Below are 23,784 nucleotides of genomic sequence, written 5' to 3' on the forward strand. Positions count from 1 at the left end.
TGTAAAACTATGATGCTAATTCGTTACTTATCCCAAATCGGGAGATATTTTTTAATGCTGAAAGAGATTTTCAATAAACAGACCAAATGGCCTGTTATGCGACAATTAATTTTCAAAGAAATTGATGATTTAATTATAGACTCTTTAGGTATTGTTTGTTTTATCTCTTTCTTTGTTGGAGGTGTTGTTGCGATTCAAACCGCTTTAAACTTAACTAATCCGTTAATCCCAAAATATTTAATTGGTTTTGCTACACGTCAGTCCGTGATTTTAGAGTTCGCTCCTACTTTTATTTCGGTAATTATGGCCGGAAAAATGGGTTCCTTTATCACCTCAAGTATCGGTACTATGCGTGTTACAGAACAAATCGATGCGTTGGAAGTTATGGGTGTAAACTCTCTTAACTACCTGGTTTTTCCTAAAATTATTGCTTTACTATTGTATCCTTTTGTAATCGGAATCAGTATGTTTTTAGGAATTTTTGGAGGATGGCTTGCTGGTGTTTACGGAGGCTTTACCACAAGTAATGACTTCATTATTGGTGCTCAAATGGAATTCATTCCTTTTCACATCACTTATGCTTTTATTAAAACTTTAATATTTGCCATGCTGTTGGCTACCATACCTTCTTTTCACGGTTATTATATGAAAGGTGGTGCCCTTGAGGTAGGTAAAGCCAGTACAGTATCGTTTGTTTGGACTTCGGTTTCAATCATTCTTTTTAATTATATACTAACACAATTGTTACTAGGATCATGATAGAAGTAAAAAATTTAGAAAAATCATTTGGCGACAGCAAAGTTCTGAAAGGTGTTTCGACAGTTTTTGAAACTGGAAAAACTAACCTGATTATTGGACAGAGTGGATCCGGAAAAACAGTTTTATTAAAAAGTCTGTTAGGAATTCATACTCCCGATAATGGAACTATTGAATTTGATGGCCGCGTTTATTCAGAACTGGATCCCGATGAAAAAAGAGAGTTAAGAACTGAAATAGGCATGGTTTTTCAAGGAAGTGCTTTGTTTGATTCAATGACCGTTGAAGAAAATGTGGCATTCCCCTTAAAAATGTTTACCAACGACAATAAGGCAAAAATCAAAGAACGTGTTGATTTTGTTCTGGAAAGAGTAAACTTAGTTGATGCACATAAAAAATTACCTTCTGAAATTTCGGGAGGAATGCAAAAACGTGTTGCAATTGCACGCGCGATTGTGAACAATCCAAAGTACTTATTTTGTGATGAACCAAACTCAGGTTTAGATCCAAATACTTCTACTTTGATCGACAATCTAATCAAAGAAATCACAGAAGAATATAATATTACAACGGTGATCAACACCCACGATATGAACTCAGTAATGGAAATTGGTGAGAATATCGTATTCCTGAAAAAAGGTATTAAGGCCTGGCAAGGAACTAAAGAAGAAATTTTTAGAACCGATAACGAAGCGATTGTAAAATTCGTTTACTCTTCAAATCTGTTTAAAAAAGTAAGAGAGGCTTATTTGAAAGAATAAGGCTTAAAATTTCCAAAAAAAAGAAATTCCAAATTCCAATACTGATGCAGTTGGAATTTGGAATTTTTTTATTGAGTTTTCCAGAGAAATTGGAGTTTGGAATTTGAAATTTGGAATTTCCTTCTTAATGCATTAGCTCCACTTCAGCATTTGGATTAAATAAATATGTTTTTCCCGAGCTAATTTCAATACATTCAAAACGCTTGGTTCTGACGGCCAATTTCTTGAATACTTTACCGTTTTTAATCCTGAATACACTTCCGTAGGGAATTTCAAAAATATAGCTCTTATCGTTGGCGGCATCGTATTGTTTTAAGGCCAAAGATAAAGTGGTGTCGGTATCACTGCTAGCCGAAGGATTCTTAAAATGCCTTGCCAACAAAGGCAATAATGAACCCGGGAAAATTTCGGGACGAATAAAAGGAACCATCATCTTTTGAAAAGTGAACTTCCATTCATTCCCATGCGGTTTTATATTTCTTCCAAACTTCTCAAAGGCAACCAAATGCGAAATCTCATGAATGAGCGTAATCAAAAAGCGATATTTATTCAAACTCGCATTCACCGTAATTTCATGCTTACCACTTGGCCCTCTTCTGTAATCACCATGACGCGTCTGACGCTCATTGACGATTTTCAGATGAACCTGATTGGCAACAATCAAATCAAAAACAGGCTTTACGGCATGCTCCGGTATGTATTTAGCTAAAGTTTCGCTCAAAATAATTATGAATTATAAAGTATGAGTTATTAATTCCCATTCAAGTTCTTTTTTGATGTAATTAGGATGCTTTTGATAATTTTCAGCACTTCTGTACATGGATTGTGCATGGATTCAAACTCTGTAATAGAAACGTAATCAGTTGCCCGTAAAAGCTCTAACCAATACAGGGACTCGTCGCACTCTTTTTGAGAAATTGATAATTTATGTATGAAGTCAGCTTTACTTTGTGCATTAATAGCTTCACGAACATTTGCTCCTACTGAAGTAACAGAACGTAAAAATTGTTTACTCATTATAAATTCTTTCTTTTCAGAAATTAAGTATTTATAAAAATTAACTCCTTTAACAGCTAATTCAAAACTTTTAATTTTAATAATACTTTCACTCATAACTCAAAATTCATAATTCATAATTAACTACGGATTAGTCGATGAAACTTCCAGAACCTTTCCATTGAAATATTTATTTCCGTTGAGTGTAAAATCATTGATGTAGGTTGCCATTCCTTCGGCAGAAATTGGCGCCTGATAACCCGGAAAAGCTTCGTTTAACATTTCTGTCTGAACCGACCCCAAAGCCAGCACATTAAATGAAATCCCTCTTTCTTTGTATTCTTCTGCCAATAATTCAGTCAAAGTAATTACAGCTCCTTTACTGGAACTATAAGCTGCCAGACCTGCAAATTTCAGACTTCCTCTTACCCCTCCAATAGAACTAATGGTTACCACATGGCTACCGTTTTGAAGATAAGGAAGACAAATACGAGTTAAGTTAGCAACAGCAAAAACATTCACTTTGTAAATACTTTCAAAATCAGCCTGAGTAGTTTCGGCAAAAGGTTTTAACAACAACGCACCGGCATTATGTACCACTGCATCCACCCTTTTCCAGGAGGAAGAAAGAAACTGATCTACTTCCGCCAAAGCCGCTTCATCTGCCAGATCAACAGACAAACAGCTAATATTTTGATGTTCTAAAAGTGTAGTCGGTACTTTTCTGGAAATTGCCAGAACCTGATGACCTGCATTGGCAAACTGCAATGCTAATTCGTAACCAATTCCACGACTGGTTCCGGTAACAATAATATTTTTCATAAAGCAAAAATAAGCAAATCGAATAAAACGACAGATTAATTATTCATTGTAATTTCTTCCGTTGGTGTAATCGTAATTTTAGTAACTGCCGGCAAAAATTCCTGAATAAAAGAAGTCATATGCGGAATATCCATTACCTTAAATTCATCTGAAACATGGTGATAAAAGTCGAAATTTTCAAAATCAAAAGTACTTATGGACTGACATGGTTTTTTAAATGCCTCATAAAAAGAAAAGTTATCCGATCTATAAAACAATTTATATTCGGCTTCTTTAGGCAAGAACCCGATTGTTTTTTTACCGGTATACTCGTTTATTTTTTGGGCCATATTACTTTTATCAAAACCGGTAATATAGGCCAGATAATCCCGTTTCATTGGCACACCAATCATTTCGATATTCAATTGTGTGTACAAATTAAAATTTTGCTTTTTAAGTTTTTGCACCAAACTTTTAGACCCTAACAATCCTTTTTCTTCTCCTGCAAAAAACACAAAAAGAATACTGCGTTTGTTCGATTTTGTTTCGCTAAAATACTTTGCCAGCTCCGCAACTGCCGTTACTCCCGACGCATCATCATTAGCACCATTAAAAACGACATCCGGCTGTTGTTTTTTCTCCAGTCCGATATGATCATAATGCGCACTTAAAACTACGTATTCTTTTTTCAGCACAGGATCTGTTCCTTCTATAACTCCAACAATATTATACGCCGGTGTTTTAAAATTGGTTAAGGTATCTCTGTAAGAAACAAAATACGGTTTTACTTTATTTTGTTTGAAGAAGTCTTCTAAAAAAACGGCTGCTTTCTCGATTCCTTTTGTTCCGGTTTCACGCCCTTCCATCTCATCTGAAGATAATTTTTTTAGAAAATCAGATACCTCAGATTCCTTGACTTTATAAGTAACTTCAACAGGTTTTGAATCAGTTGCCGGAGAAACTGTAGCTACGGAAGGATTCGATTTACAGGCTAAAAAAACAAACGGAAGCAGAATAAGGCAATGCTTTTTCATAAATGAGGATTTAAATGTGCTTTAGCAATTAAACTTCTAAAACAGTTGATTTAAAATATTTTTTATACACTTTAAACACCTGAACACTTCCCAACACAATGAAAAAAAACGGAATAAATACAGGCATTACATACTTTGACAATGGATTGTTTTTTGCAAAAAAAGCCTGTAAAATTATAATCAGGCTCAACATCCCAAAAAAAATACCAATCAAAGTTCCTGCAATATAATAATATTTTAACTTTCTTTCTATTGTAATATACTCTCCGTTAAGCAAATATAGGTTCCAACTGGTCCAGAAAGGCAGCTGTAAAAAATTAAAGCAATTTAAAACAACTCCAATCACAAATGGCGAGTACATTAAATACTCCTGTAAAGCATCATTAGATTTTGCTGTCTGATTATTAAAACCGCAATAGAAAAGAAAAGCGAGAACAAACATAAATCCAACCGCAAAAAAATCAATCATCTTCATCAATTTTTTATTGCGAATCAGTTGTCTGGCAAAAATTAGAGTGAAATAAATCACAAAAGTTTCAACAAAAATGACCCCGAACAAAAAAAGGACCAGGTTAATGAGCCCCGATTTTGAGTAAATCTCCAAACCTACTAAATTCAAATACCCCAATGGAATCGATCCGATGAAACTCACCAAAAATCCTACTGAGATATTTTTTATTCTTTTCATTTCTAAAAATTTACAATCTTACTGTTTTGCGCCAAATGCAATTTATATTCCCGAATGCCCACTTTATAATCGAGATACGGAACTCCTTTTTTATGATTTTCAGCACTGATTTCGTACATATACGTAATGTGTCTCGCCAGTTCTTTCCAGGCAAACCATACCGAGTGTTTGGGATCGTAAATGTGTGTGGGTTCACTTGCCGCTCCATTTAGTTCTACGACCTGAAATTGCTCTCCGCGCTCTAGTTCTTCAAAAGTATTGTACATGATATCAAAGCGTCCGAAGTAAAACTCGGGAACCTTCTTAGCAATTTCATCAATCGTCGCTGTCAGTTGTGGTGTAATCCAATCGCTTCCGTCCAGGAATTTTGCTCCTCGCGCGTGATTCCCAAAAGGCACTAAATTTATACTTTCACCCTGTGGTAAAATCTTCTGCAATTGATTACCATATTCCTCCTTTAAAACTTCGAGCTGCAATTGAAATCTTGGTGTTTTACAAATCAAATCTTCGATAGTCGAAACACCGTCACCGGTAACAATTAAAAATTCTTTCGAAACGATTCCAGTAATTATCCCCTCTTTTTGATGCGGATGACGTACATAAAAAATCCCGACTTCATTTTTAAATGGAATGAGATCCTGCAATAAAAAATCAAAATTTGCTTTTCTGGCATATTCACTCAACTCCAATACATTTCTGATTTTTTTCACACCGGAACCACGTAAACCAATATCAGGTTTAGCTATTAAAGGAAAATACATGCTGCTTTCTATTATCTTTTCGACAATCTTTTCTAAACCTGTACACTCCCGAATCAAAATAGTATTTGGATAACATTCTTTAGGAAGCAAATCATATATTTGTTTTTTGCTCTCCATTATAAATCCGCCGTTTTTTATCTTCGGATTGGACGCATTAAAGAAAAATACCGATCTCGCTTTGACAGCATAGTAGGCCCAAAGAAAATAGATAGGAACGTAAAGCACCTTAAAAGGCCAATACTCCCAATTGCTTATTCTATGAAAAAGTAATTTCATCTTTACTGGTTTAAATACTTATAAAAGAAGTCGAAAAGTCTTCTGCTCTAATTAAATCATAATATCTCATAGCTCCTTTGTTCTGCTTAATTACAACCTGAGTTACGCTCAGCGTTTTCAGAACATTTTCTCGGTTAATGATCAAACCGTTTTCAGAATCATCATTTTGGGTGTTTCGATGAAAATCTAACATATCCGCTGCAGAGATTTCCTCTTTGTCTTTCAAAAAATCAAAAAACCAGTTGGAGCGTCTCTTTCTAATTTCTTCAGGATACAGAGTAACTGATGACCAGATGTGGTTTTTAGAAGATTCTAACGCTGTCTTTATTTTGACAAGGCCATCCCAAATCAATTCATACAATGCCCCACCCTGATACAAAACCAACGTAAAGGGCTCGATATCTTCCAGATTAATTTCATTCCAAAAGTCCTTAGGCGATGTACTGGAAATAATATCCAAAGCAACCAGTCCCCTGCTTTTTCGATACGGAAACAGAGAGCGGTGTTTCTCTATTCCCCCATTCAAAAGTACCAGTATACTTCCGTTTTTATCCACTGCAAACCAAGTCCCTCCTGCTTTCGGATCTTTTGGATACATAATGGTTTTCCCATTCTGACAATAATTTTTTGGCGCGATGGCTTCGGGACGAATTACTTTTTCATCCCGATTTGAAGTAATAATTACAACTCCGTTATTATTGACAAAACTTACTGTACACATTGTTTACGATATTCTATAGTGGAACGAGCTACACCAAAATTCTCATCGACTAAAATATTCTTAAACGGCAAAACTGCAACTTTTATCAAAGCCTGATGATGAATGCAATGCTCCAGATTATATAACAGTTCTCTGTAATAATTGCTCTGAATTCTAAGCGAAAGTCCATCAATTACCTGTTCTAAATAAATAATCTTGTTCTCGCTTTTCAGTTCTGTTTTTATTTCAGTTATAAGTTCTTTCGCATACCCAGTTTCGGTTTGAATTCGGGTATTTCGTTCTCGGTTATCATAATTTACGATTCCCACATCGTAACCATTTTCCAGACCTTTAAACATCTCGAGTATGTGTCGTATATGCTCACCAATTGTTGAATTATTTAAAGCAGGACAAGGTTTTGCATAATCTGTATCCGATAATTGACTCAACAAATCATTGAGTTCATCTAAACTGTGACGTATTGATTTTAGTAACATGGCTATTTTAAATTTAGAAGATTAAACAATTTATTTTTATTGAAATAAAGTAACCCTAGGCAACATAATAAAGTAATAATGGCCAACAAGAAGAGAAAACCACCATCATTCTGAACGACAATTCCTAAAACAAACAAGTGAGAAAAAATGGCTCCGGCCATCACTCCGTATCCGCCCAAAGCACCAATCCATGTTGTTTTTGGAATTAAAATTAAAATGGCAACAACTAATTCGGCTATTCCTGAGCCAATTCTTCCATAAGGCTCTATTCCTAAAGTTGAGAATATATATATACTTTCTTTTGCTCCACTGAATTTAAAAAATAAGGTCTGCAGTAAAATTCCAGCTGCAACAATTCTTAAAATCCAGACTATTTTTTCTGATTTTGTCATCGCTGTTACTTGTTTATTTTTTTCCAGTTGTCATCAGCTTGTACCTTCAAATTGGTTTGGTTTTTATTCCAACTTTTCAAGGTATTATTAAAGAAGGCATTATAAAACAAATAGAGTTTACCGTCAATAATTTTAAACGTTTCAGGATTTATATCCACTTTCTCTCCGGAACTTCCTAAAGCATAAGCGCACCAGCCTCCGTACTGCGGTTCATATTTAGATGGATTTTTTAAAAATTCCTGTTTGTTCTCATTTGAAAAAAATTTATAGGTCACTCCCTGATAAGAAGCTGATAGCTCATTCTTTCCCTTAATGGCTTTTCCCTGATTAAAATATCCAACAGGATCATAGCCTTTAATGGCTACTTTGTTTTCTAAATTGTACTGACTGATTCTTTTCGCATCATTCTGAGCAAATGAAAGACCCGAAATCAAAATCAATACAAAAAAAAGTAGTTTTTTCATCTTGTTTTATTTTAGGTTCTTTAATACTGAAACAAGTAATTCTGTCGAAATACGGTGCTTAAAATCCGGAGCAATATATTCGAAAAGAATCTCACTATCCGGGTTTACAATAAAAACAGAAGGAACAGGTAAGAAATTCGTATTGATTCCTTTAGAATGTACGTTAATTACCGATTTATAGTTTTCAGGAGCTTCGTAAGCAATTCCAACCGCTTTGGTAAACTCTCCTTCAGAGTCAGAAAGCAAAGTGTATTTTACTTTATCTTTTTCTTCTGTAATTTTTAAGTTCTCAGAGGCATCAGGACTTATAGCGATAATTTGGTATCCAAGATCCAGGATTTGTTTCTCAGCTTCCGCTAATGCCTGTAAATGCATATTACAATAAGGACACCAGCCGCCGCGATAGAAAACTAAAACTGTTTTTTTCTTTCTAAGTAAATCAGAAATTTTTACCGCTGCATTTTCAGATGTTTTTAATGTGTTATTTGGGATTTTCTCTCCTATTAATAAAGGAGCAACATCGCTCGCCATTTTAGGAAGCGAACTTTGTGCAGTAGCGACCGTACTTAAGGCTACTAAAACAGCAAAAAATAGTTTTTTCATAATTTTTAATTTTACATCTTAATTTAATAATGTAAAATTACGGTAGTATGAAAAAGGTAAATGTCGGCTAATTTACACTTAGCCGAAAATAATTAAATTTTGGTAATATCCAGAATGACAATCTCTTTTCTATTGTAATGTAACAGCTTATTGGTCTCCATTTCGTTTAACAACTGGGTCGCGGTTTGTCTGGAAGTACAAATGATTTGGGCAATATCATTTTGTGTTAAGTAATTTTCAATCGTTACAGAATTTCCATCTGCAGTTCCTTCCTTTTCTGCCCAGTCTTTAAGAAACTGATACAATCTGGTTTTTGCATCTTTAGAAATTAAATTAGCGTAGCTGTTTTTGATACGTTTCATTTTCAAACCAACAAATTTGGTATATGAAAGTGCCAGAGTTGGATTTCTTAACAATAAATCTTCAAAATCCGACATTAGAAAACTACAAATAGCAACATCGTCTGAAAGCACTTTTGCATATTCTTCATTCTTAGTATCTGTTTCCAAAGTCAGTTCTCCAAACAAATCTCCCTTCTGAATGATATCTTTTATGGTTTCGTTACCTTCTTCATCGATAGATACAATTTTAATATTTCCTTTTTTAAGCAAAAAGATACGCGGCAAATCTGAAGTAGAGAAGTAAATGATTTCTCCTTTTGACGCTTTTTTAAAACCTGTGATAATGCACAATTGTTTAATCTGTGAGTAACTCAAAGTTCTAAACAATTTATGGTCTCGTAAATACCAGTATTTTAAATCTTCGTACATAAAAAGTTTATTTCTGTAAATATAACGAAATTAAAATCCAAACAAAAACCCCTTCAGACATTGAGTAGTCTGAAGGGGTTTTAATTATCTATTCTTCTAAGAAATTTATCCTGCAATAACAGCTCTCGAAATTACAATTTTCTGAATCTCTGAAGTTCCTTCGTAAATTTGGGTTATTTTTGCATCACGCATAAAACGTTCTACATGGTACTCTTTTACATAACCATTACCTCCGTGAATCTGAACCGCCTCAACAGCTGTATCCATCGCCACTTGTGAAGCAAATAATTTTGCCATTGCACCACTTACATCGTAATTTTTATGTTGGTCTTTATCCCAAGCTGCCTTCATACACAAATGACGCGCTGCTTCAATATTAACTGCCATATCTGCTAGTTTAAAAGCAATAGCCTGGTGGTTGCAAATTTCAGTACCAAAAGCCTTACGTTCTTTAGAATATTTCAAAGCCAGTTCATAAGCTCCTGACGCAATTCCTAAAGCCTGAGAAGCAATTCCGATACGACCACCTGCAAGTGTTTTCATTGCAAATTTAAATCCGAAACCGTCTTCACCAATTCTATTTTCTTTAGGAACTTTTACATCACTAAACATCAAAGAGTGTGTATCAGAACCACGGATTCCCATTTTTTGTTCTTTTGGTCCAATAGAGAAGCCCGGCATATCTTTAGTCATAATCAAAGCATTAATTCCTTTATGCCTTTTCTCCGAATCTGTTTGCGCAATCACCAAATAAACTGATGCTGTGTTTCCGTTTGTAATCCAGTTTTTTGTTCCGTTTACCAAATAATGATCTCCCATATCAATCGCCGTAGTTTTTTGCGAAGTAGCATCACTACCAGCTTCAGGCTCACTTAAGCAAAATGCTCCGTGAATTTCTCCTGATGCTAAACCTGGTAAATATTTTTGTTTTTGTTCTTCGGTCCCAAATTCTTGCAGTCCCCAACAAACTAACGAGTTATTTACAGACATAACTACAGAAGCTGATGCGTCTACTTTCGAGATTTCTTCCATAGCAAGTACATAAGAAATTGCATCCAATCCACTTCCGCCATATTTAGGATCAACCATCATTCCCATGAATCCTAGTTGCCCCATTTTTTTAATTTGTTCTGTTGGAAAAATTTGTTTTTCGTCACGTTCAATAACACCTGGCAGCAATTCGTTTTGAGCAAAATCTCTTGCAGCTTGTTGAATCATTAAATGTTCTTCGGTAAGATTAAAATCCATAATTATCCTGTTTTATTTTTCTCAGCTTAACCCGATTTAAAATATCGAAATTAAGATGACGGTTATTTTTGTTTTGTTTTTTTGAATTGCCTTTTTTGTAAAAAGGCTCCCAAAGATAAATTTTAAAAGTGAGTTTAACAATGCGCGCATATAAATTTACTAGATCGGCAATAATTACGATAACGTTTTCGTTATAATCTTAAAAATTTAGCGTAACATGCATCAAATTTGCAATCATTACTCTAAAAAACAAGAATAAAATACAGGATCAAAAAAGTACGATTACTAAAATTTTAGTAAAGTTTAGTTGTTCAAAAGATTAAACAACTCTTAAAATATACGGCTTCCCGTAAAACAACTCTTACTAATTTGATTACTAATCCTATACAAACAAAAAAAGCAAAATTGAGTCAAAAAAAACATATTTAAGAACGCTATAAAATTGATAAATTAACATTATTTTTGCTCAATAATTATAATTTCCATAAAACATGAAAAAAAGTTTACTTCTACTTACATTCCTTTTTAGTATACAATTCTCAACCGTTTCAGCCCAGACTCAGCTTGATGTGAATGGCGTTACTGTTCCCAGAAAAATTGAATTTCAAGGCAAAAGTTTACAACTTAACGGTGCTGGAGGCAGATCAAAAATGTGGTTGGAAGTCTATGTTCAAGCCTTATATTTATCGCAGCTAAGCCAGGATCCACAATTTATTATTGACAGTGATACCGAAATGGCAATCCGTATTGAAATTACTTCTTCAATGGTTTCTTCAAGCAAATTGACTAAAGCTATGAATGCAGGTTTCGAAAAATCTACAGGAAGCAATCTTGCTGAATTGCGACCTCGAATAGAGGAATTTAAAACTTTCCTAAGTGATATGATTACAGAAAAGGATGTATTTGTTCTCGCTTACAACCCACTTGACCAAACAGTCAATGTCTACAAAAATGAAGTTTTGAAAGGAAAAATCCCTGGATTTGATTTCAAAAAAGCATTATTCGGAATCTGGCTTTCAGATAAACCAGTTGACGAAACACTTAAAAAACACTTGTTAGGAATATAATTTGTGAAATTTGTAAAATTCTAAGGCCGGAAACGCATTGTTTTCGGCCTTCTTTTTTTTGTTTGATAAAATTTGATAGGAGATACATTATTCGCATTATTCTATTTTATACTTTTACGCAAACTAAACATATCTCAACAAAATGAAAGATTTATTACAGCAATTTGAAAATAAAGCACCTGAAATTGTTTTTAACTGGAAAGATTCCGAAACAGAAGCCGAAGGATGGACTGTTATCAATTCACTACGTGGTGGAGCTGCAGGTGGAGGAACAAGAATGAGAAAAGGCTTAGATATGAATGAAGTTTTATCATTGGCCAAAACCATGGAGGTTAAATTTTCAGTTTCCGGACCTGCAATTGGAGGTGCTAAATCCGGAATAAACTTTGACCCGAATGATCCACGTAAAAAAGGCGTTTTACAACGTTGGTACAAAGCAGTTTCTCCTTTATTAAAAAGTTACTACGGAACGGGAGGAGATTTAAATGTGGACGAAATTCACGAAGTAATTCCAATGACCGAAGAATGTGGTGTATGGCACCCGCAAGAAGGTGTTTTCAACGGACATTTCAAACCAACCGAAGCGGATAAAATTAATAGAATCGGACAATTGCGTCAGGGTGTTATCAAAGTAATCGAAAACCCAAAGTTCTCTCCTGATGTAACCCGAAAATATACGGTTGCCGACATGATTACCGGTTATGGTGTTGCCGAAGCAGCTCGTCATTTCTATGCCACTTACGGTGGAGACATCAAAGGTAAAAAGGCAATTGTACAGGGATTTGGAAATGTAGGTTCGGCTGCCGCTTTCTATCTGGCTGAAATGGGCGCAAAAGTAATCGGAATTATTGACCGTGACGGAGGGCTAATAAAAGAAGAAGGGTTTTCATTTGAAGAAATTAGAACTTTATTTTTAAATAAAGACGGAAACAAATTGGTTGCCGACAATATGATTCCATTTGAAGAAATCAACACCAAAATCTGGACGATCGGTGCCGAAATTTTCACCCCTTGCGCAGCTTCAAGATTGGTAACACAAGCCCAAATCGACAGCTTAATCGCTAATGGATTAGAAGTTATCTCATGTGGAGCCAACGTTCCTTTTGCCGACAAAGAAATTTTCTTCGGTTCTATTATGGAAGAAGTTGATCGTAAAGTAAGTTTGATTCCTGATTTCATTTCAAACTGTGGAATGGCAAGAGTTTTTGCTTATTTCATGGAGAAAAAAGTTCAAATGACAGATGAGGATATTTTTAATGATACTTCAGAAATCATAAAAAATGCAATTGTTAAAGCCCACACTTTAAATTCAGCAAAAACAAATATCAGTGCAACTGCTTTTGAAATTGCATTGAAACAATTAGTATAATTTTCTCTATACTTTTATTCTAAACGAGCCAAATAATTTGGCTCGTTTTTTTTTTGTTCAACCACTACGGCTTTACACAAAGTACACTAATTTATTCCTCACGAAGTCGCAGAGTCGCAAAGTTCTACTTTTTTAAATTTTTCTTTTAAACTCTACAGCTTTGCGACATTGCGAGATTAAAAAACAGCTTTGCAAACTTTGCGTAAACCTTGGCAAACCTTGCGGTTAAATTCTATACCACACTTTCATTGTAAACAATTTTTAGTACTTTTAAACGTTTTTATTTAATACAATTACAAAACCCGGAATCAAAATGACTTTTACGGATTCTTCAGATAAAAAGAAATCTTTACTAATATCAACGGCCATTTATGCCTTTTTACTCTTGCTTTTATTTTTTATACGTTTTTGGCCTCCTTACAATCCCGAAAACAATGTCGCACTTGCTAGTGGCGGAGGCGGTGGTGGTGTTACTGTAAACTTTGGAGACAGCGATTTAGGTTCGGGAGCAAATTATAAAAGTGAAGTTTTAAATGTAAAAAACGAAGCAAAACAAACTCCGGCAAAAGCAACACCTGACGAAGCAATTCTAACTCAGGAAAATACAACAACTGACGAAAGTGTCGTAATTCCAACCAAAGAAAAGTCTAAAAAACCAACACCCGTTGTAAAACCTGAAACAAAACCGATTCCTGAAAAACCAAAAGTTTCTAATTCTACCAACGATGCTTTGTCCAGTATTTTAAAAGGATCAAACAAAGGTGGTGATGGTGATGATAAAGCAGCAGGAAACAAAGGAAAAGCAAACGGAAGCCTTAGTTCTAACGGATACTATGGTACAGGTGGCTCCGGAGGAGGAACCGGCGGTGGTAACGGAACCGGAAATGGAATTGGTACAGGAAGCGGTTATGGCCCCGGAAGCGGCGGAGGCTCTGGCGGCGGATCAGGATATTCTTTAGGAACCCGAAAAGCATTGTCTAAACCTGCACCAAAATATACTTGTAATGAAGAAGGAAAAGTTGTTGTTGAAATCACAGTGGATCAAAACGGAAAAACAATCAGTGCGACTCCGGGAATTAAAGGAACAACCAATACAGCAAGATGCTTATTAGATCAAGCCAAGATTGCAGCAATGAATACAAAATGGGATGCTGACAGCGACGCACCCGCAAAACAAACCGGAAAAATTATTTACAATTTTAGTTTGAATTAGAACACGAATTACACAGATTTACACGAATTATAAAAGGCTTTCTGATTATTCAGAAAGCCTTTTTTATGTTTTATCTGGTTTGTCAATTTCGAGCGACGACAGAAATCGCACTAGAAATTCCACAAGCAAAAGTCAATCTTTGTTGATGACTGATTGTAATTTCTCTCTTCGATGGAAATGACAAGATTATGTTATTCTCCCTATATTAGCGAGATTACTTTGTTTCTCGAAAGGACATAATCAATGACTACTTTTTCTTTAACCTATCCTTTTCTACTTTACTCTTTATTCTTTACTCTTTATTCTTTATTCTCTTTTTTCCGCGTGAGGGATAGAAGCAAGCTACCGAAGTAGCGCGGATAGCCCGACCGCAATAAAAAAATGGGCAAATCAACGTCATGTCGAATAGCCCATTTTTTTATTGTGGTCACGCCCTAAAGGATAATCTTACTTTGGACTCGTAGCAATTACAAACTTCAAATTGTTCTTCACTCCGATCTGCAATACATCAACTAAATCTTGAACCTGAAGATTAAATGGAATTCGAACTACAACGGTTTGCTGTTTGTCTGCTCCTATTTTTGACATTAAAGTTGTTTCCAAAGCATCAAATTCAACCGGAACTTTGTCTATGTAGAATTTTTTATCTTCGGTAACAGACAAACTAATCAACTGTTTATTTGTTTTTTCATTTGCTTTCGCTTTCGGCAATGTCATTTTAATAACATTAGGATTTGCAAGCGTTGAAATAATAAGAAAAAACAACAGCAGGAAAAACATAATATCACTTAATGATGAAGTTGCCACCTCGGCATGAAATCTTCTTTTTCTCTTAATTGACATATCTTATGCTCTTTGAATTATATTGACAAATTCTAATATTTGTTTTTGAATTTTTAAAGCGAAATCATCAATTTTTCCGTTCAGTAAATGGTAGGCACTATACGCAATAATTCCCACAATTAATCCCGAACCCGAACTAATCATTTTCTCATATAAACCTCCCGAAATATTTCCGATACTAATATTTTCAGTAACAGAAATACTATAGAAAATTTTAATTACTCCTGAAATAGTTCCAATAAAACCAAGTGTTGGAGCGATCCCGGCAATAAGCCCCAGATGTCCCAAACGTCTTTCCATTTCACCAATTTCAATATCGGCAGCACGGTCCATATTGGATTCAATTTCAGCAATTGGTCTTCCAATAACCAAAACACCTTCTTTCAAAATATTTCCGGCCGCAGTATTACTTCTCTCAACAATAGTTCTGGCCAATTCTATATTACCGGCGTTTAGTTTATCACCAACATCTTGCATCAATCGACTATCAATTTTAGAAGCTTTGCTAATGTATAAGTAGCGTTCTATAATTACATAAAAAGTATAAAACAATAAAATGGCAATTGGAATCAGAAAAAAACCTCCTTTTAAGATAAATCCTAAAACAGAGATTTCGGTATTGGGTGCGATTTTTTCGATAACTACGTTAGATGCGTTTGCAATGGTATCTGTTTGTAATTGAATGAAACTAAACATATATTAATTCTTGTTTTTAATAATTAATTCTAAAAAATATTTGAAATTTGCAATAAAGATAATTTTCGCTCTCTTATAAAACTAAAAAAAACGAAAATTATTTCAATACACAACTATTTTATCTCAATTAAATGAACTATCAGGAAACCACAAACTGGATGTTTAATCAACTCCCAATGTATCAACTTCAGGGCGCTTCGGCATACAAAGAAGATCTGACCAATATTAAGTTACTGGCGGCACATCTTGACAATCCTCAAGATCAGTTAAAATGCATTCACGTTGCCGGAACCAATGGTAAAGGATCAACCTCGCACATGTTGGCTTCGGTTTTGCAGGAGGCGGGATATAAAGTAGGACTATACACTTCTCCACATCTCAAAGATTTTAGAGAACGAATAAAGATTAACGGTCAGGAAATTTCCGAAGATTTTGTCTGCCAATTTGTAGCCAAACACAAAAGTTTTTTTGAAGCCAATGATATGAGCTTCTTTGAAATGTCTGTTGGATTGGCCTTCGATTATTTTACCTCAGAAAAAACAGATATTGCTATTATCGAAGTCGGCCTTGGCGGAAGGCTCGATGCTACCAACATTATCACCCCCTTAATATCCGTTATTACCAACATCGATTTAGACCATACTCAGTTTTTAGGAAATACGCCCGTTGCAATTGCCGGCGAAAAAGCAGGTATCATAAAACCACATGTTCCTGTTATCATTGGAGAATATACCTCCGAAACTCAGCCTGTATTTATGAGTAAAGCTAAAGAAAATGAAGCTCCAATTTATTTTGCTTCCGATTTAGTGACAGAAGTTTTCCCCTCTGATTTAATTGGCGATTATCAGTTTCACAATAAAAAAACAGTGCAGCAAACCATTGCCATTTTAAATACTCAAAACAAATTCAAGGTCTTGGATGAAAACCTAAAAAATGGTTTATTACAAGTTGTAAAAAATACCGGTTTACAGGGAAGATGGCAGCAACTGGGAGAAAACCCAAAAATCATCTGCGATACAGCGCACAACAAACATGGGTTAGCCGTTGTAATGAAACAGATTCAGAAAGAAATTTTTGAAAATTTACATATCGTTTTGGGAGTTGTAAACGACAAAGACCTCGATTCAATTCTTCCGCTTTTTCCTAAAAATGCACACTATTATTTCTGCAGCCCAAATTCCTCCAGAGGTTTGAGCACTGAAATTTTAAATGACGCGGCTAAAAAACACGATTTATCCGGAGAAAATTATGAGTCCGTAGCACATGCTTTTACCGCAGCGAAGAAAAATGCCTCAAAAAATGACTTTATCTATGTTGGCGGAAGTACTTTTGTTGTTGCTGAATTGCCTTTAGGATAAACAAAGCTTCATGGAATAAAAAAACTTTAAAAAAATAAATTTAATAACAAATTCATAAACAGTCAGATATAATTTATTTAAAAAAAAGTTCTATTTTTTATTCCATTTTCTTTGCAGAACTCAAAAACTAGCGTATATTTGCACTCGCAATCACAAACGATAGCAACCTAGTAAAATAGGGCGATTAGCTCAGCTGGTTCAGAGCACCTCGTTTACACCGAGGGGGTCGGGGGTTCGAACCCCTCATCGCCCACCAAGAAACTCCTTAAGAAATTAAGGAGTTTTTTTTTGCGCCCATTTTTCTTCAAAAATTGCATTCACACAATTTCCTCTACAGCCTTGATAAGCAAATCAACTTCTTCAAAAGTATTGTAATAATGCGGAGATACCCTAATAGCCCACTCCACCCCTTTTTCATCAAAATCGATAACTGCAAAATTTCGAAAACTCGGAACAACATTAATTTTTCTTTTCAGCAGTTCATCAAGGATAAATCCTGGCTGTGAATCTTCAACCGTAAAAGTGACCAATGCGCCCAACTCAGGTCCTTTATCCAAAACCCAAACCTTAGGATTTTTTGACAATTCATTTCTCATATATTTCGACATTACTTGTATCTGCTGCCAAATTCTATCCTCACCTATATTCAAACAATATTCAATAGCCACTTTACTTCCAAGAACAAGTGCATAGGCAAACTCCCAATCTTCAAAACGTCTCGCATCGGGTTGCTGCTTATATTCATCCTTTTCAACCCAATCAGCACCCCTCATATCAATAAACAATGGCTCAAGTCCAAATTTTAAAGCCCTGTCCGAAATATAAAGAAAGCCACTGCCACGAGGACCCCTTAAAAATTTCCTGATGGTTATACTCAAAAAATCACATTCTAATTCTTCAACATCCAACTTCATCTGACCTGCAGACTGGCAAGCATCGAGAATATACCAGGTTTTATCAGTATATTCTTTTATATAACGACTGTATATCTCACCTATACTTTTAACAGACTGAACCAATCCCGAATTCGTAGGAATATGCGTTATAGCCAGTAATTTTGGTTTAAGAGTAAATAACTTTTCTTCTAAATCATTCAAATCTACTCCGCCGATTTCAGCATTTTTTATCCGCACTATTTTTATTCCAAATCGTTTTTGACATGAAATAAACTGAATTTGATTCGAAATAAAATCATCATTATCCGTCAATATAATATCACCAGAACAAAACGGAATAGAAGACAACGCTCGCGTATAGGAATCTGTAGCACTTGCAGTAAAAGCAATATTCGACGGATTACAATTAATCAATTTTCCAGCCTGCACGTAAAATTGCAGTATTTCATCTGCTTTTAATGCGGCTGCCTCATAACCCCCAATTTCCGATTCCAATTTTATATGCTCCAAAATAGTCATAGTCACCACATCCGGCATAAGACTCGCTCCTGCATTATTAAGATGGCTCACAGTACGACATCCCACAGTTTCACTTCTAAACTTTTCAATCTCATCGATTGAAAAAACACTTTGCTTTTTTTTCATTTGTATCATTTATTAGCATTCAAATTCATTTTTAAACTCTGTGACACATTCTACTTTGACTAGAAGATCACAAGACAAAACTACTTAGATAGAGCTGCTTTATTTCTGCAAATCAACACGATAAATGATTGATTTAAGTTAATTTTACAAGAAAATCGGGTAAAAAATGCAATCACTAGACGAATACGATAAAAAACTTCTGCAACTGGTACAAGAAAATAATAAAATGACCACGCAAGAACTTGGAGACTTAGTAAATCTAAGTGGTTCGGCGGTACAAAGAAGACTAACCAGATTGAGAGAAAACAAAATAATAGAAGCAGATATCTCCATTATATCACCAAGTGTTATAGGCTTAACAATTACCTGTGTCGTAGATATTATTCTAGAGGACGGAAATTCAAAAGCCTTAGAAAAATTCAAGGCCTCAATGCGAAAATGCAACGAAGTGATGCAATGTTATTTTGTAACCGGCACTTATGATTTTGTCATTATTGTAAATGCAGAAAACATGCAGCATTATGAATCGTTTGCTAAAAAATGGCTTATGGACAACCCAAATGTTAAGCATTTCTACACTCATGTAATAATGGACAAAGTAAAAGTAGGCTACAACGTGACTATTTAAACCGATATAGTTTTACAAAAAACACAATCATGCAAAATAGAAGATTTCAGGCACTTTTTTACTCCACACAACACCATAGATCATTATAGCATACAAAACTAAAATCTGAGCAATAAATCAATCAAAAACAACAACTCCATTATAACAACTTAAAAAACCAAAATTACCCATATTTTAACAAAAACGAAGTTCATAAAAATAAGCATGGCGTTCCCCTTCGGGTCGGGCTATACGCTAAATCTTTTGTGATAGAAGTTTTAACTGATTTAAGAAAAGGTCAGCTACCACAAAAGGATACCGCTGCCATCCCTAACGCAGTCAACGATAAAAAGAGTACCTGAAAGAAAAAGCCCTGAAAGGGTAAAAACTAATTCTTACTAGTTTTCGATAACCAAAAATCAATCTTTTACAGAAAATACTATTCAAAATAATATAAACTCTTCTCTTTATGTTGAGGCTTCTGCCCTTTCAGGGCGAAAAATGATATTATTTCTATTTATTTCATAGCGCTTCGCACTATGCTTTCTGCTTTTCGGGCTTTCAGCTCTTATTAATCTTTAAGAGTATTATGCGTAAATATTGCTCTGAAAGAGCAAATGCCAAATCTCAAAAGAACAACCTAGCCCTTAGCAACTAATACATAAAAAATAAACAAAAAAAATCCGTTCTAATCCGCGTTTTCGCATAGCGAATCAGTACAATCCGCGATCTGTTTTTTAACCGCAAAGTTCGCAAAGCATTACCCAAAGCACGCAAGAATTTAAAAAGCGCTATAAAACAAAAAACCCTATCCGATTTGGATAGGGTTTTAAAAAGAAAGGCGACGACATACTCTCCCACATAACTGCAGTACCATCTGCGCAGGCGGGCTTAACTACTCTGTTCGGGATGGGAAGAGGTGAGCCCCGCCGCAATAACCACCTTAAGGTCATTGTTGACGGTTGTTGGTTTATGGTTGTTGGTGTTTCCATCAACTACCAACCTTCAACTATCAACTGCAGCTTCGCTGCAAATATCTTAACATACTGAGATAAAGAAAAGTACTTTTATTTACTATTTTAGAAAGTTTCTCCCCGTCCGCCTTAACGGACGGGAAAAGGTGTACATAAGCTTACGGATTATTAGTACTACTCGACTATGACATTACTGCCTTTACATCTATAGCCTATCAACGTGGTCATCTTCCACGATCCTTAAAAGAAATCTCATCTTGTGGTGGGTTTCGCGCTTATATGCTTTCAGCGCTTATCCCTTCCAAACGTAGCTACTCTGCGGTGCCCCTGGCGGGACAACAGATACACTAGAGGTTTGTCCAATTCGGTCCTCTCGTACTAGAATCAGATCCACTCAAATTTCTAACGCCCACAGTAGATAGAGACCGAACTGTCTCACGACGTTCTGAACCCAGCTCGCGTGCCACTTTAATGGGCGAACAGCCCAACCCTTGGGACCTTCTCCAGCCCCAGGATGTGACGAGCCGACATCGAGGTGCCAAACCCCCCCGTCGATATGAGCTCTTGGGGGAGATCAGCCTGTTATCCCCGGCGTACCTTTTATCCTTTGAGCGATGGCCCTTCCATGCGGAACCACCGGATCACTATGCTCTACTTTCGTACCTGATCGACCTGTATGTCTCTCAGTCAAGCTCCCTTATGCCATTGCACTCTACGCACGGTTACCAAGCGTACTGAGGGAACCTTTAGAAGCCTCCGTTACTCTTTTGGAGGCGACCACCCCAGTCAAACTACCCACCAAGCAATGTCCCCCACATAGCGGGGTTAGGCCTCAGATAAACAAAGGGTTGTATTTCAACAATGACTCCACAACGCCTGGCGACGCCACTTCAAAGTCTCCAACCTATCCTACACATCATTTATCCAAGGTCAATACTAAGCTATAGTAAAGGTGCACAGGGTCTTTTCGTCCCACTGCGGGTAAACGGCATCTTCACCGTTACTACAATTTCACCGAGCTCATGGCTGAGACAGTGTCCAGATCGTTACACCATTCGTGCAGGTCGGAACTTACCCGACAAGGAATTTCGCTACCTTAGGACCGTTATAGTTACGGCCGCCGTTTACTGGGGCTTCAATTCAATGCTTCTCCGAAGATAACATCTCCTCTTAACCTTCCAGCACCGGGCAGGTGTCAGGCCCTATACTTCATCTTACGATTTTGCAGAGCCCTGTGTTTTTGATAAACAGTCGCCTGGACCTCTTCACTGCGGCCAGCTTGCGCTGGCGACCTTTCTCCCGAAGTTACAGGTCTATTTTGCCTAATTCCTTAGCCATGAATCTCTCGAGCACCTTAGGATTCTCTCCTCAACTACCTGTGTCGGTTTACGGTACTGGTACTAATTACCTGAAGTTTAGAGGTTTTTCTTGGAAGCCCTTAGGCGCACTATCTCTTTGTCCGAAGACTCCGAGTACTATCGTATTTCCCCAAGATCTGTGGATTTGCCTGCAGATCTTATAGGTAGGTACTTCAACGAACTATTCCGTCAGTTCGCGGCGCTTTCATCACTCCGTCACCCCATCACAGTAATTAGTAGTACGGGAATATTAACCCGTTAGCCATCGACTGTCCCTTTCGGGTTCGCCTTAGGACCAGACTAACCCACAGCTGATTAGCATAGCTGTGGAAACCTTAGTTTTTCGGTGTGCGGGTTTCTCGCCCGCATTATCGTTACTTATGCCTACATTTTCTTTTCTAACCAGTCCAGCATACCTGACGATACACCTTCAACCCTGTTAGAATGCTCCCCTACCACTTACAGTCAGACTGTAAATCCATAGCTTCGGTAATACACTTATGCCCGATTATTATCCATGCTCGTCCGCTCGACTAGTGAGCTGTTACGCACTCTTTAAATGAATGGCTGCTTCCAAGCCAACATCCTAGCTGTCTGGGCAGACAAACCTCGTTCTTTCAACTTAGCGTATATTTGGGGACCTTAGCTGATGGTCTGGGTTCTTTCCCTCTCGGACTTGGACCTTAGCACCCAAGCCCTCACTGCTGAGAAACATTATATAGCATTCGGAGTTTGTCAGGAATTGGTAGGCGGTGAAGCCCCCGCATCCAATCAGTAGCTCTACCTCTATATAACTTTACGCTCAGCGCTGCACCTAAATGCATTTCGGGGAGTACGAGCTATTTCCGAGTTTGATTGGCCTTTCACCCCTACCCACAGGTCATCCGAAGACTTTTCAACGTCAACCGGTTCGGTCCTCCACTGTGTGTTACCACAGCTTCAACCTGCCCATGGGTAGATCACACGGTTTCGCGTCTAACACTACTGACTAAAGCGCCCTATTCAGACTCGCTTTCGCTACGGATCCGTGGCTTAACCACTTAACCTTGCCAGCAACGTTAACTCGTAGGCTCATTATGCAAAAGGCACGCCGTCACCCCACGAAAGGGCTCCGACCGCTTGTAAGCGTATGGTTTCAGGATCTATTTCACTCCGTTATTCACGGTTCTTTTCACCTTTCCCTCACGGTACTGGTTCACTATCGGTCTCTCAGGAGTATTTAGCCTTAGCGGATGGTCCCGCCAAATTCAGACAGGGTTTCACGTGCCCCGCCCTACTCAGGATACCACTATCTATTATACTCGTTACCCATACGGGACTATCACCCTCTATGGTGTCACTTTCCAGTAACTTCCGGTTCCTTGTACATAAAATATCGTGGTCCTACAACCCCAATCATGCCGTAACATCATTGGTTTGGGCTAATCCGCGTTCGCTCGCCACTACTTACGGAATCACTTTTGTTTTCTTCTCCTCCGCCTACTTAGATGTTTCAGTTCAGCGGGTTTGCCCACCTATCGGTGTACTATGTCTTCAACATAGTGGGTTGCCCCATTCAGGTATCTACGGATCAATCGGTGTGTGCCCGTCCCCGTAGCTTTTCGCAGCTTATCACGCCTTTCATCGCCTCTGAGAGCCTAGGCATCCCCCATACGCCCTTATTTTGCTTATTGTACCAATCTTAAAATTAATTAAGACCGTTTTTTTTTGTCTTTTACAATAAAATTGTAAAAAACGCTTTCTACTTTTTATTATTTTCTTATCTCAATATGTCAATGAACTTTATTAGCTGTAGGCTTTAAGCGATACGCTTTAAGCTTTCTTAGCTTACCGCCTAAAGCTTATAGCTTTCGGCTTTGTGGAGAATAACGGAGTCGAACCGTTGACCTCCTGCGTGCAAGGCAGGCGCTCTAGCCAGCTGAGCTAATCCCCCATTTTTAAATGATGAGTTATGAATTATGAGTTATGATTTCTCTCATAAACGCTCAACTTCTAAAATTTCCTTTATCTT

23 protein-coding genes, 2 tRNA genes and 2 rRNA genes are annotated in these 23,784 nt (G+C 36.8%); 8 read left to right on the plus strand and 19 right to left on the minus strand.

What is annotated here, in order from left to right:
• The first annotated feature begins 9 nt into the window (after positions 1-9).
• Both OGZ34_RS02170 and OGZ34_RS02175 read left to right on the plus strand, forming a co-directional pair.
• Complete coding sequence (locus OGZ34_RS02170) at positions 10-759, plus strand: MlaE family ABC transporter permease (RefSeq protein WP_173967185.1); 750 nt, start codon at positions 10-12, stop codon at positions 757-759.
• Positions 756-1,517, plus strand: coding sequence for an ABC transporter ATP-binding protein (locus tag OGZ34_RS02175; protein ID WP_173967184.1), 762 nt, complete (start codon positions 756-758; stop codon positions 1,515-1,517). Before OGZ34_RS02170 ends, OGZ34_RS02175 begins: the two co-directional genes overlap by 4 nt.
• Positions 1,518-1,641: 124 nt before the next feature.
• Here the strand turns inward: OGZ34_RS02175 and OGZ34_RS02180 are convergent, their stop codons facing one another.
• The 13 genes from OGZ34_RS02180 to OGZ34_RS02240 all read right to left on the minus strand — a co-directional run bounded on the left by OGZ34_RS02180 (position 1,642) and on the right by OGZ34_RS02240 (position 10,747).
• Positions 1,642-2,238 carry a SprT-like domain-containing protein gene (locus OGZ34_RS02180; RefSeq protein ID WP_263361996.1) on the minus strand — a complete coding sequence of 199 codons (597 nt, stop codon included), beginning with the start codon at positions 2,236-2,238 and terminating at the stop codon, positions 1,642-1,644.
• 29 nt (positions 2,239-2,267) lie between these two features.
• On the minus strand, positions 2,268-2,630 hold the full coding sequence (locus OGZ34_RS02185) for a four helix bundle protein (RefSeq protein ID WP_173967182.1): 363 nt from the start codon (positions 2,628-2,630) through the stop codon (positions 2,268-2,270).
• A gap of 27 nt (positions 2,631-2,657) precedes the next feature.
• A complete protein-coding gene (locus OGZ34_RS02190) occupies positions 2,658-3,335 on the minus strand; it encodes an SDR family NAD(P)-dependent oxidoreductase (protein ID WP_173967181.1) in 678 nt (225 codons plus the stop codon).
• 35 nt (positions 3,336-3,370) lie between these two features.
• Positions 3,371-4,348: a M20/M25/M40 family metallo-hydrolase gene (locus OGZ34_RS02195; RefSeq protein WP_263361998.1), complete on the minus strand. Its 978-nt coding sequence runs from the start codon at positions 4,346-4,348 to the stop codon at positions 3,371-3,373.
• Positions 4,349-4,376: 28 nt separating this feature from the next.
• Entirely contained in the window at positions 4,377-5,036 is a 660-nt protein-coding gene (locus OGZ34_RS02200; RefSeq protein WP_263361999.1) for a hypothetical protein, read from the minus strand.
• A gap of 2 nt (positions 5,037-5,038) precedes the next feature.
• The gene (locus OGZ34_RS02205; RefSeq protein WP_173967178.1) at positions 5,039-6,073 is read right to left on the minus strand and encodes a D-alanine--D-alanine ligase; all 1,035 of its coding nucleotides are present in this window, start codon (positions 6,071-6,073) and stop codon (positions 5,039-5,041) included.
• A gap of 10 nt (positions 6,074-6,083) precedes the next feature.
• Positions 6,084-6,794: an NRDE family protein gene (locus OGZ34_RS02210; RefSeq protein ID WP_263362000.1), complete on the minus strand. Its 711-nt coding sequence runs from the start codon at positions 6,792-6,794 to the stop codon at positions 6,084-6,086.
• Positions 6,782-7,270 (minus strand): DinB family protein, encoded by a 489-nt coding sequence (locus OGZ34_RS02215; protein WP_263362001.1) that lies wholly within the window; start codon positions 7,268-7,270, stop codon positions 6,782-6,784. Before OGZ34_RS02215 ends, OGZ34_RS02210 begins: the two co-directional genes overlap by 13 nt.
• Before the next feature lie 2 nt (positions 7,271-7,272).
• The gene (locus tag OGZ34_RS02220) at positions 7,273-7,662 is read right to left on the minus strand and encodes a DoxX family membrane protein (protein WP_263362002.1); all 390 of its coding nucleotides are present in this window, start codon (positions 7,660-7,662) and stop codon (positions 7,273-7,275) included.
• 5 nt (positions 7,663-7,667) lie between these two features.
• Positions 7,668-8,126, minus strand: a complete 459-nt coding sequence (locus OGZ34_RS02225) for a YHS domain-containing (seleno)protein (protein ID WP_263362003.1) — start codon at positions 8,124-8,126, stop codon at positions 7,668-7,670.
• Between the two features lie 6 nt (positions 8,127-8,132).
• Positions 8,133-8,729, minus strand: coding sequence for a peroxiredoxin-like family protein (locus OGZ34_RS02230; RefSeq protein WP_263362004.1), 597 nt, complete (start codon positions 8,727-8,729; stop codon positions 8,133-8,135).
• 92 nt (positions 8,730-8,821) lie between these two features.
• Positions 8,822-9,499 carry a Crp/Fnr family transcriptional regulator gene (locus OGZ34_RS02235; protein WP_263362005.1) on the minus strand — a complete coding sequence of 226 codons (678 nt, stop codon included), beginning with the start codon at positions 9,497-9,499 and terminating at the stop codon, positions 8,822-8,824.
• Positions 9,500-9,604: 105 nt separating this feature from the next.
• Positions 9,605-10,747: an acyl-CoA dehydrogenase gene (locus OGZ34_RS02240; RefSeq protein ID WP_173967172.1), complete on the minus strand. Its 1,143-nt coding sequence runs from the start codon at positions 10,745-10,747 to the stop codon at positions 9,605-9,607.
• A 491-nt stretch (positions 10,748-11,238) separates the two neighbouring features.
• Between OGZ34_RS02240 and OGZ34_RS02245 the strand changes: the two genes are divergently transcribed.
• From OGZ34_RS02245 to OGZ34_RS02255, 3 genes are all read left to right on the plus strand, one after another.
• Positions 11,239-11,814, plus strand: coding sequence for a chalcone isomerase family protein (locus tag OGZ34_RS02245; RefSeq protein ID WP_173967171.1), 576 nt, complete (start codon positions 11,239-11,241; stop codon positions 11,812-11,814).
• 142 nt (positions 11,815-11,956) lie between these two features.
• A complete protein-coding gene (locus OGZ34_RS02250; protein ID WP_173967170.1) occupies positions 11,957-13,183 on the plus strand; it encodes a Glu/Leu/Phe/Val dehydrogenase in 1,227 nt (408 codons plus the stop codon).
• Between the two features lie 313 nt (positions 13,184-13,496).
• Positions 13,497-14,396, plus strand: a complete 900-nt coding sequence (locus tag OGZ34_RS02255; protein ID WP_173967169.1) for an energy transducer TonB — start codon at positions 13,497-13,499, stop codon at positions 14,394-14,396.
• A 447-nt stretch (positions 14,397-14,843) separates the two neighbouring features.
• Here the strand turns inward: OGZ34_RS02255 and OGZ34_RS02260 are convergent, their stop codons facing one another.
• Together OGZ34_RS02260 and OGZ34_RS02265 are read right to left on the minus strand one after the other, a co-directional pair.
• Positions 14,844-15,239, minus strand: a complete 396-nt coding sequence (locus OGZ34_RS02260) for an ExbD/TolR family protein (protein ID WP_026110223.1) — start codon at positions 15,237-15,239, stop codon at positions 14,844-14,846.
• Between the two features lie 3 nt (positions 15,240-15,242).
• Positions 15,243-15,935, minus strand: coding sequence for a MotA/TolQ/ExbB proton channel family protein (locus tag OGZ34_RS02265; protein ID WP_173967168.1), 693 nt, complete (start codon positions 15,933-15,935; stop codon positions 15,243-15,245).
• Positions 15,936-16,066: 131 nt separating this feature from the next.
• Between OGZ34_RS02265 and OGZ34_RS02270 the strand changes: the two genes are divergently transcribed.
• Both OGZ34_RS02270 and OGZ34_RS02275 read left to right on the plus strand, forming a co-directional pair.
• Positions 16,067-17,293 carry a bifunctional folylpolyglutamate synthase/dihydrofolate synthase gene (locus tag OGZ34_RS02270; protein ID WP_263362006.1) on the plus strand — a complete coding sequence of 409 codons (1,227 nt, stop codon included), beginning with the start codon at positions 16,067-16,069 and terminating at the stop codon, positions 17,291-17,293.
• A 178-nt stretch (positions 17,294-17,471) separates the two neighbouring features.
• Positions 17,472-17,549: transfer RNA gene (locus OGZ34_RS02275), tRNA-Val, on the plus strand.
• Positions 17,550-17,610: 61 nt separating this feature from the next.
• On the opposite strand, the gene OGZ34_RS02280 is transcribed toward OGZ34_RS02275, so the two are convergent.
• A complete protein-coding gene (locus tag OGZ34_RS02280; RefSeq protein WP_263362007.1) occupies positions 17,611-18,834 on the minus strand; it encodes an aminotransferase class V-fold PLP-dependent enzyme in 1,224 nt (407 codons plus the stop codon).
• 166 nt (positions 18,835-19,000) lie between these two features.
• On the opposite strand from OGZ34_RS02280, the gene OGZ34_RS02285 reads away from it, so the two are divergent.
• Positions 19,001-19,462 carry an Lrp/AsnC family transcriptional regulator gene (locus OGZ34_RS02285; RefSeq protein WP_263362008.1) on the plus strand — a complete coding sequence of 154 codons (462 nt, stop codon included), beginning with the start codon at positions 19,001-19,003 and terminating at the stop codon, positions 19,460-19,462.
• An 815-nt stretch (positions 19,463-20,277) separates the two neighbouring features.
• Here the strand turns inward: OGZ34_RS02285 and rrf are convergent.
• The 3 genes from rrf to OGZ34_RS02300 all read right to left on the minus strand — a co-directional run bounded on the left by rrf (position 20,278) and on the right by OGZ34_RS02300 (position 23,706).
• Positions 20,278-20,387 (minus strand): 5S ribosomal RNA (rrf, locus tag OGZ34_RS02290).
• A gap of 176 nt (positions 20,388-20,563) precedes the next feature.
• Positions 20,564-23,446 (minus strand): 23S ribosomal RNA (locus OGZ34_RS02295).
• Between the two features lie 186 nt (positions 23,447-23,632).
• Positions 23,633-23,706: transfer RNA gene (locus OGZ34_RS02300), tRNA-Ala, on the minus strand.
• Positions 23,707-23,784: the final 78 nt, after the last annotated feature.

The sequence above is a fragment of the Flavobacterium collinsii genome, assembly GCF_946903285.1.
Lineage (GTDB): Bacteria > Bacteroidota > Bacteroidia > Flavobacteriales > Flavobacteriaceae > Flavobacterium > Flavobacterium collinsii.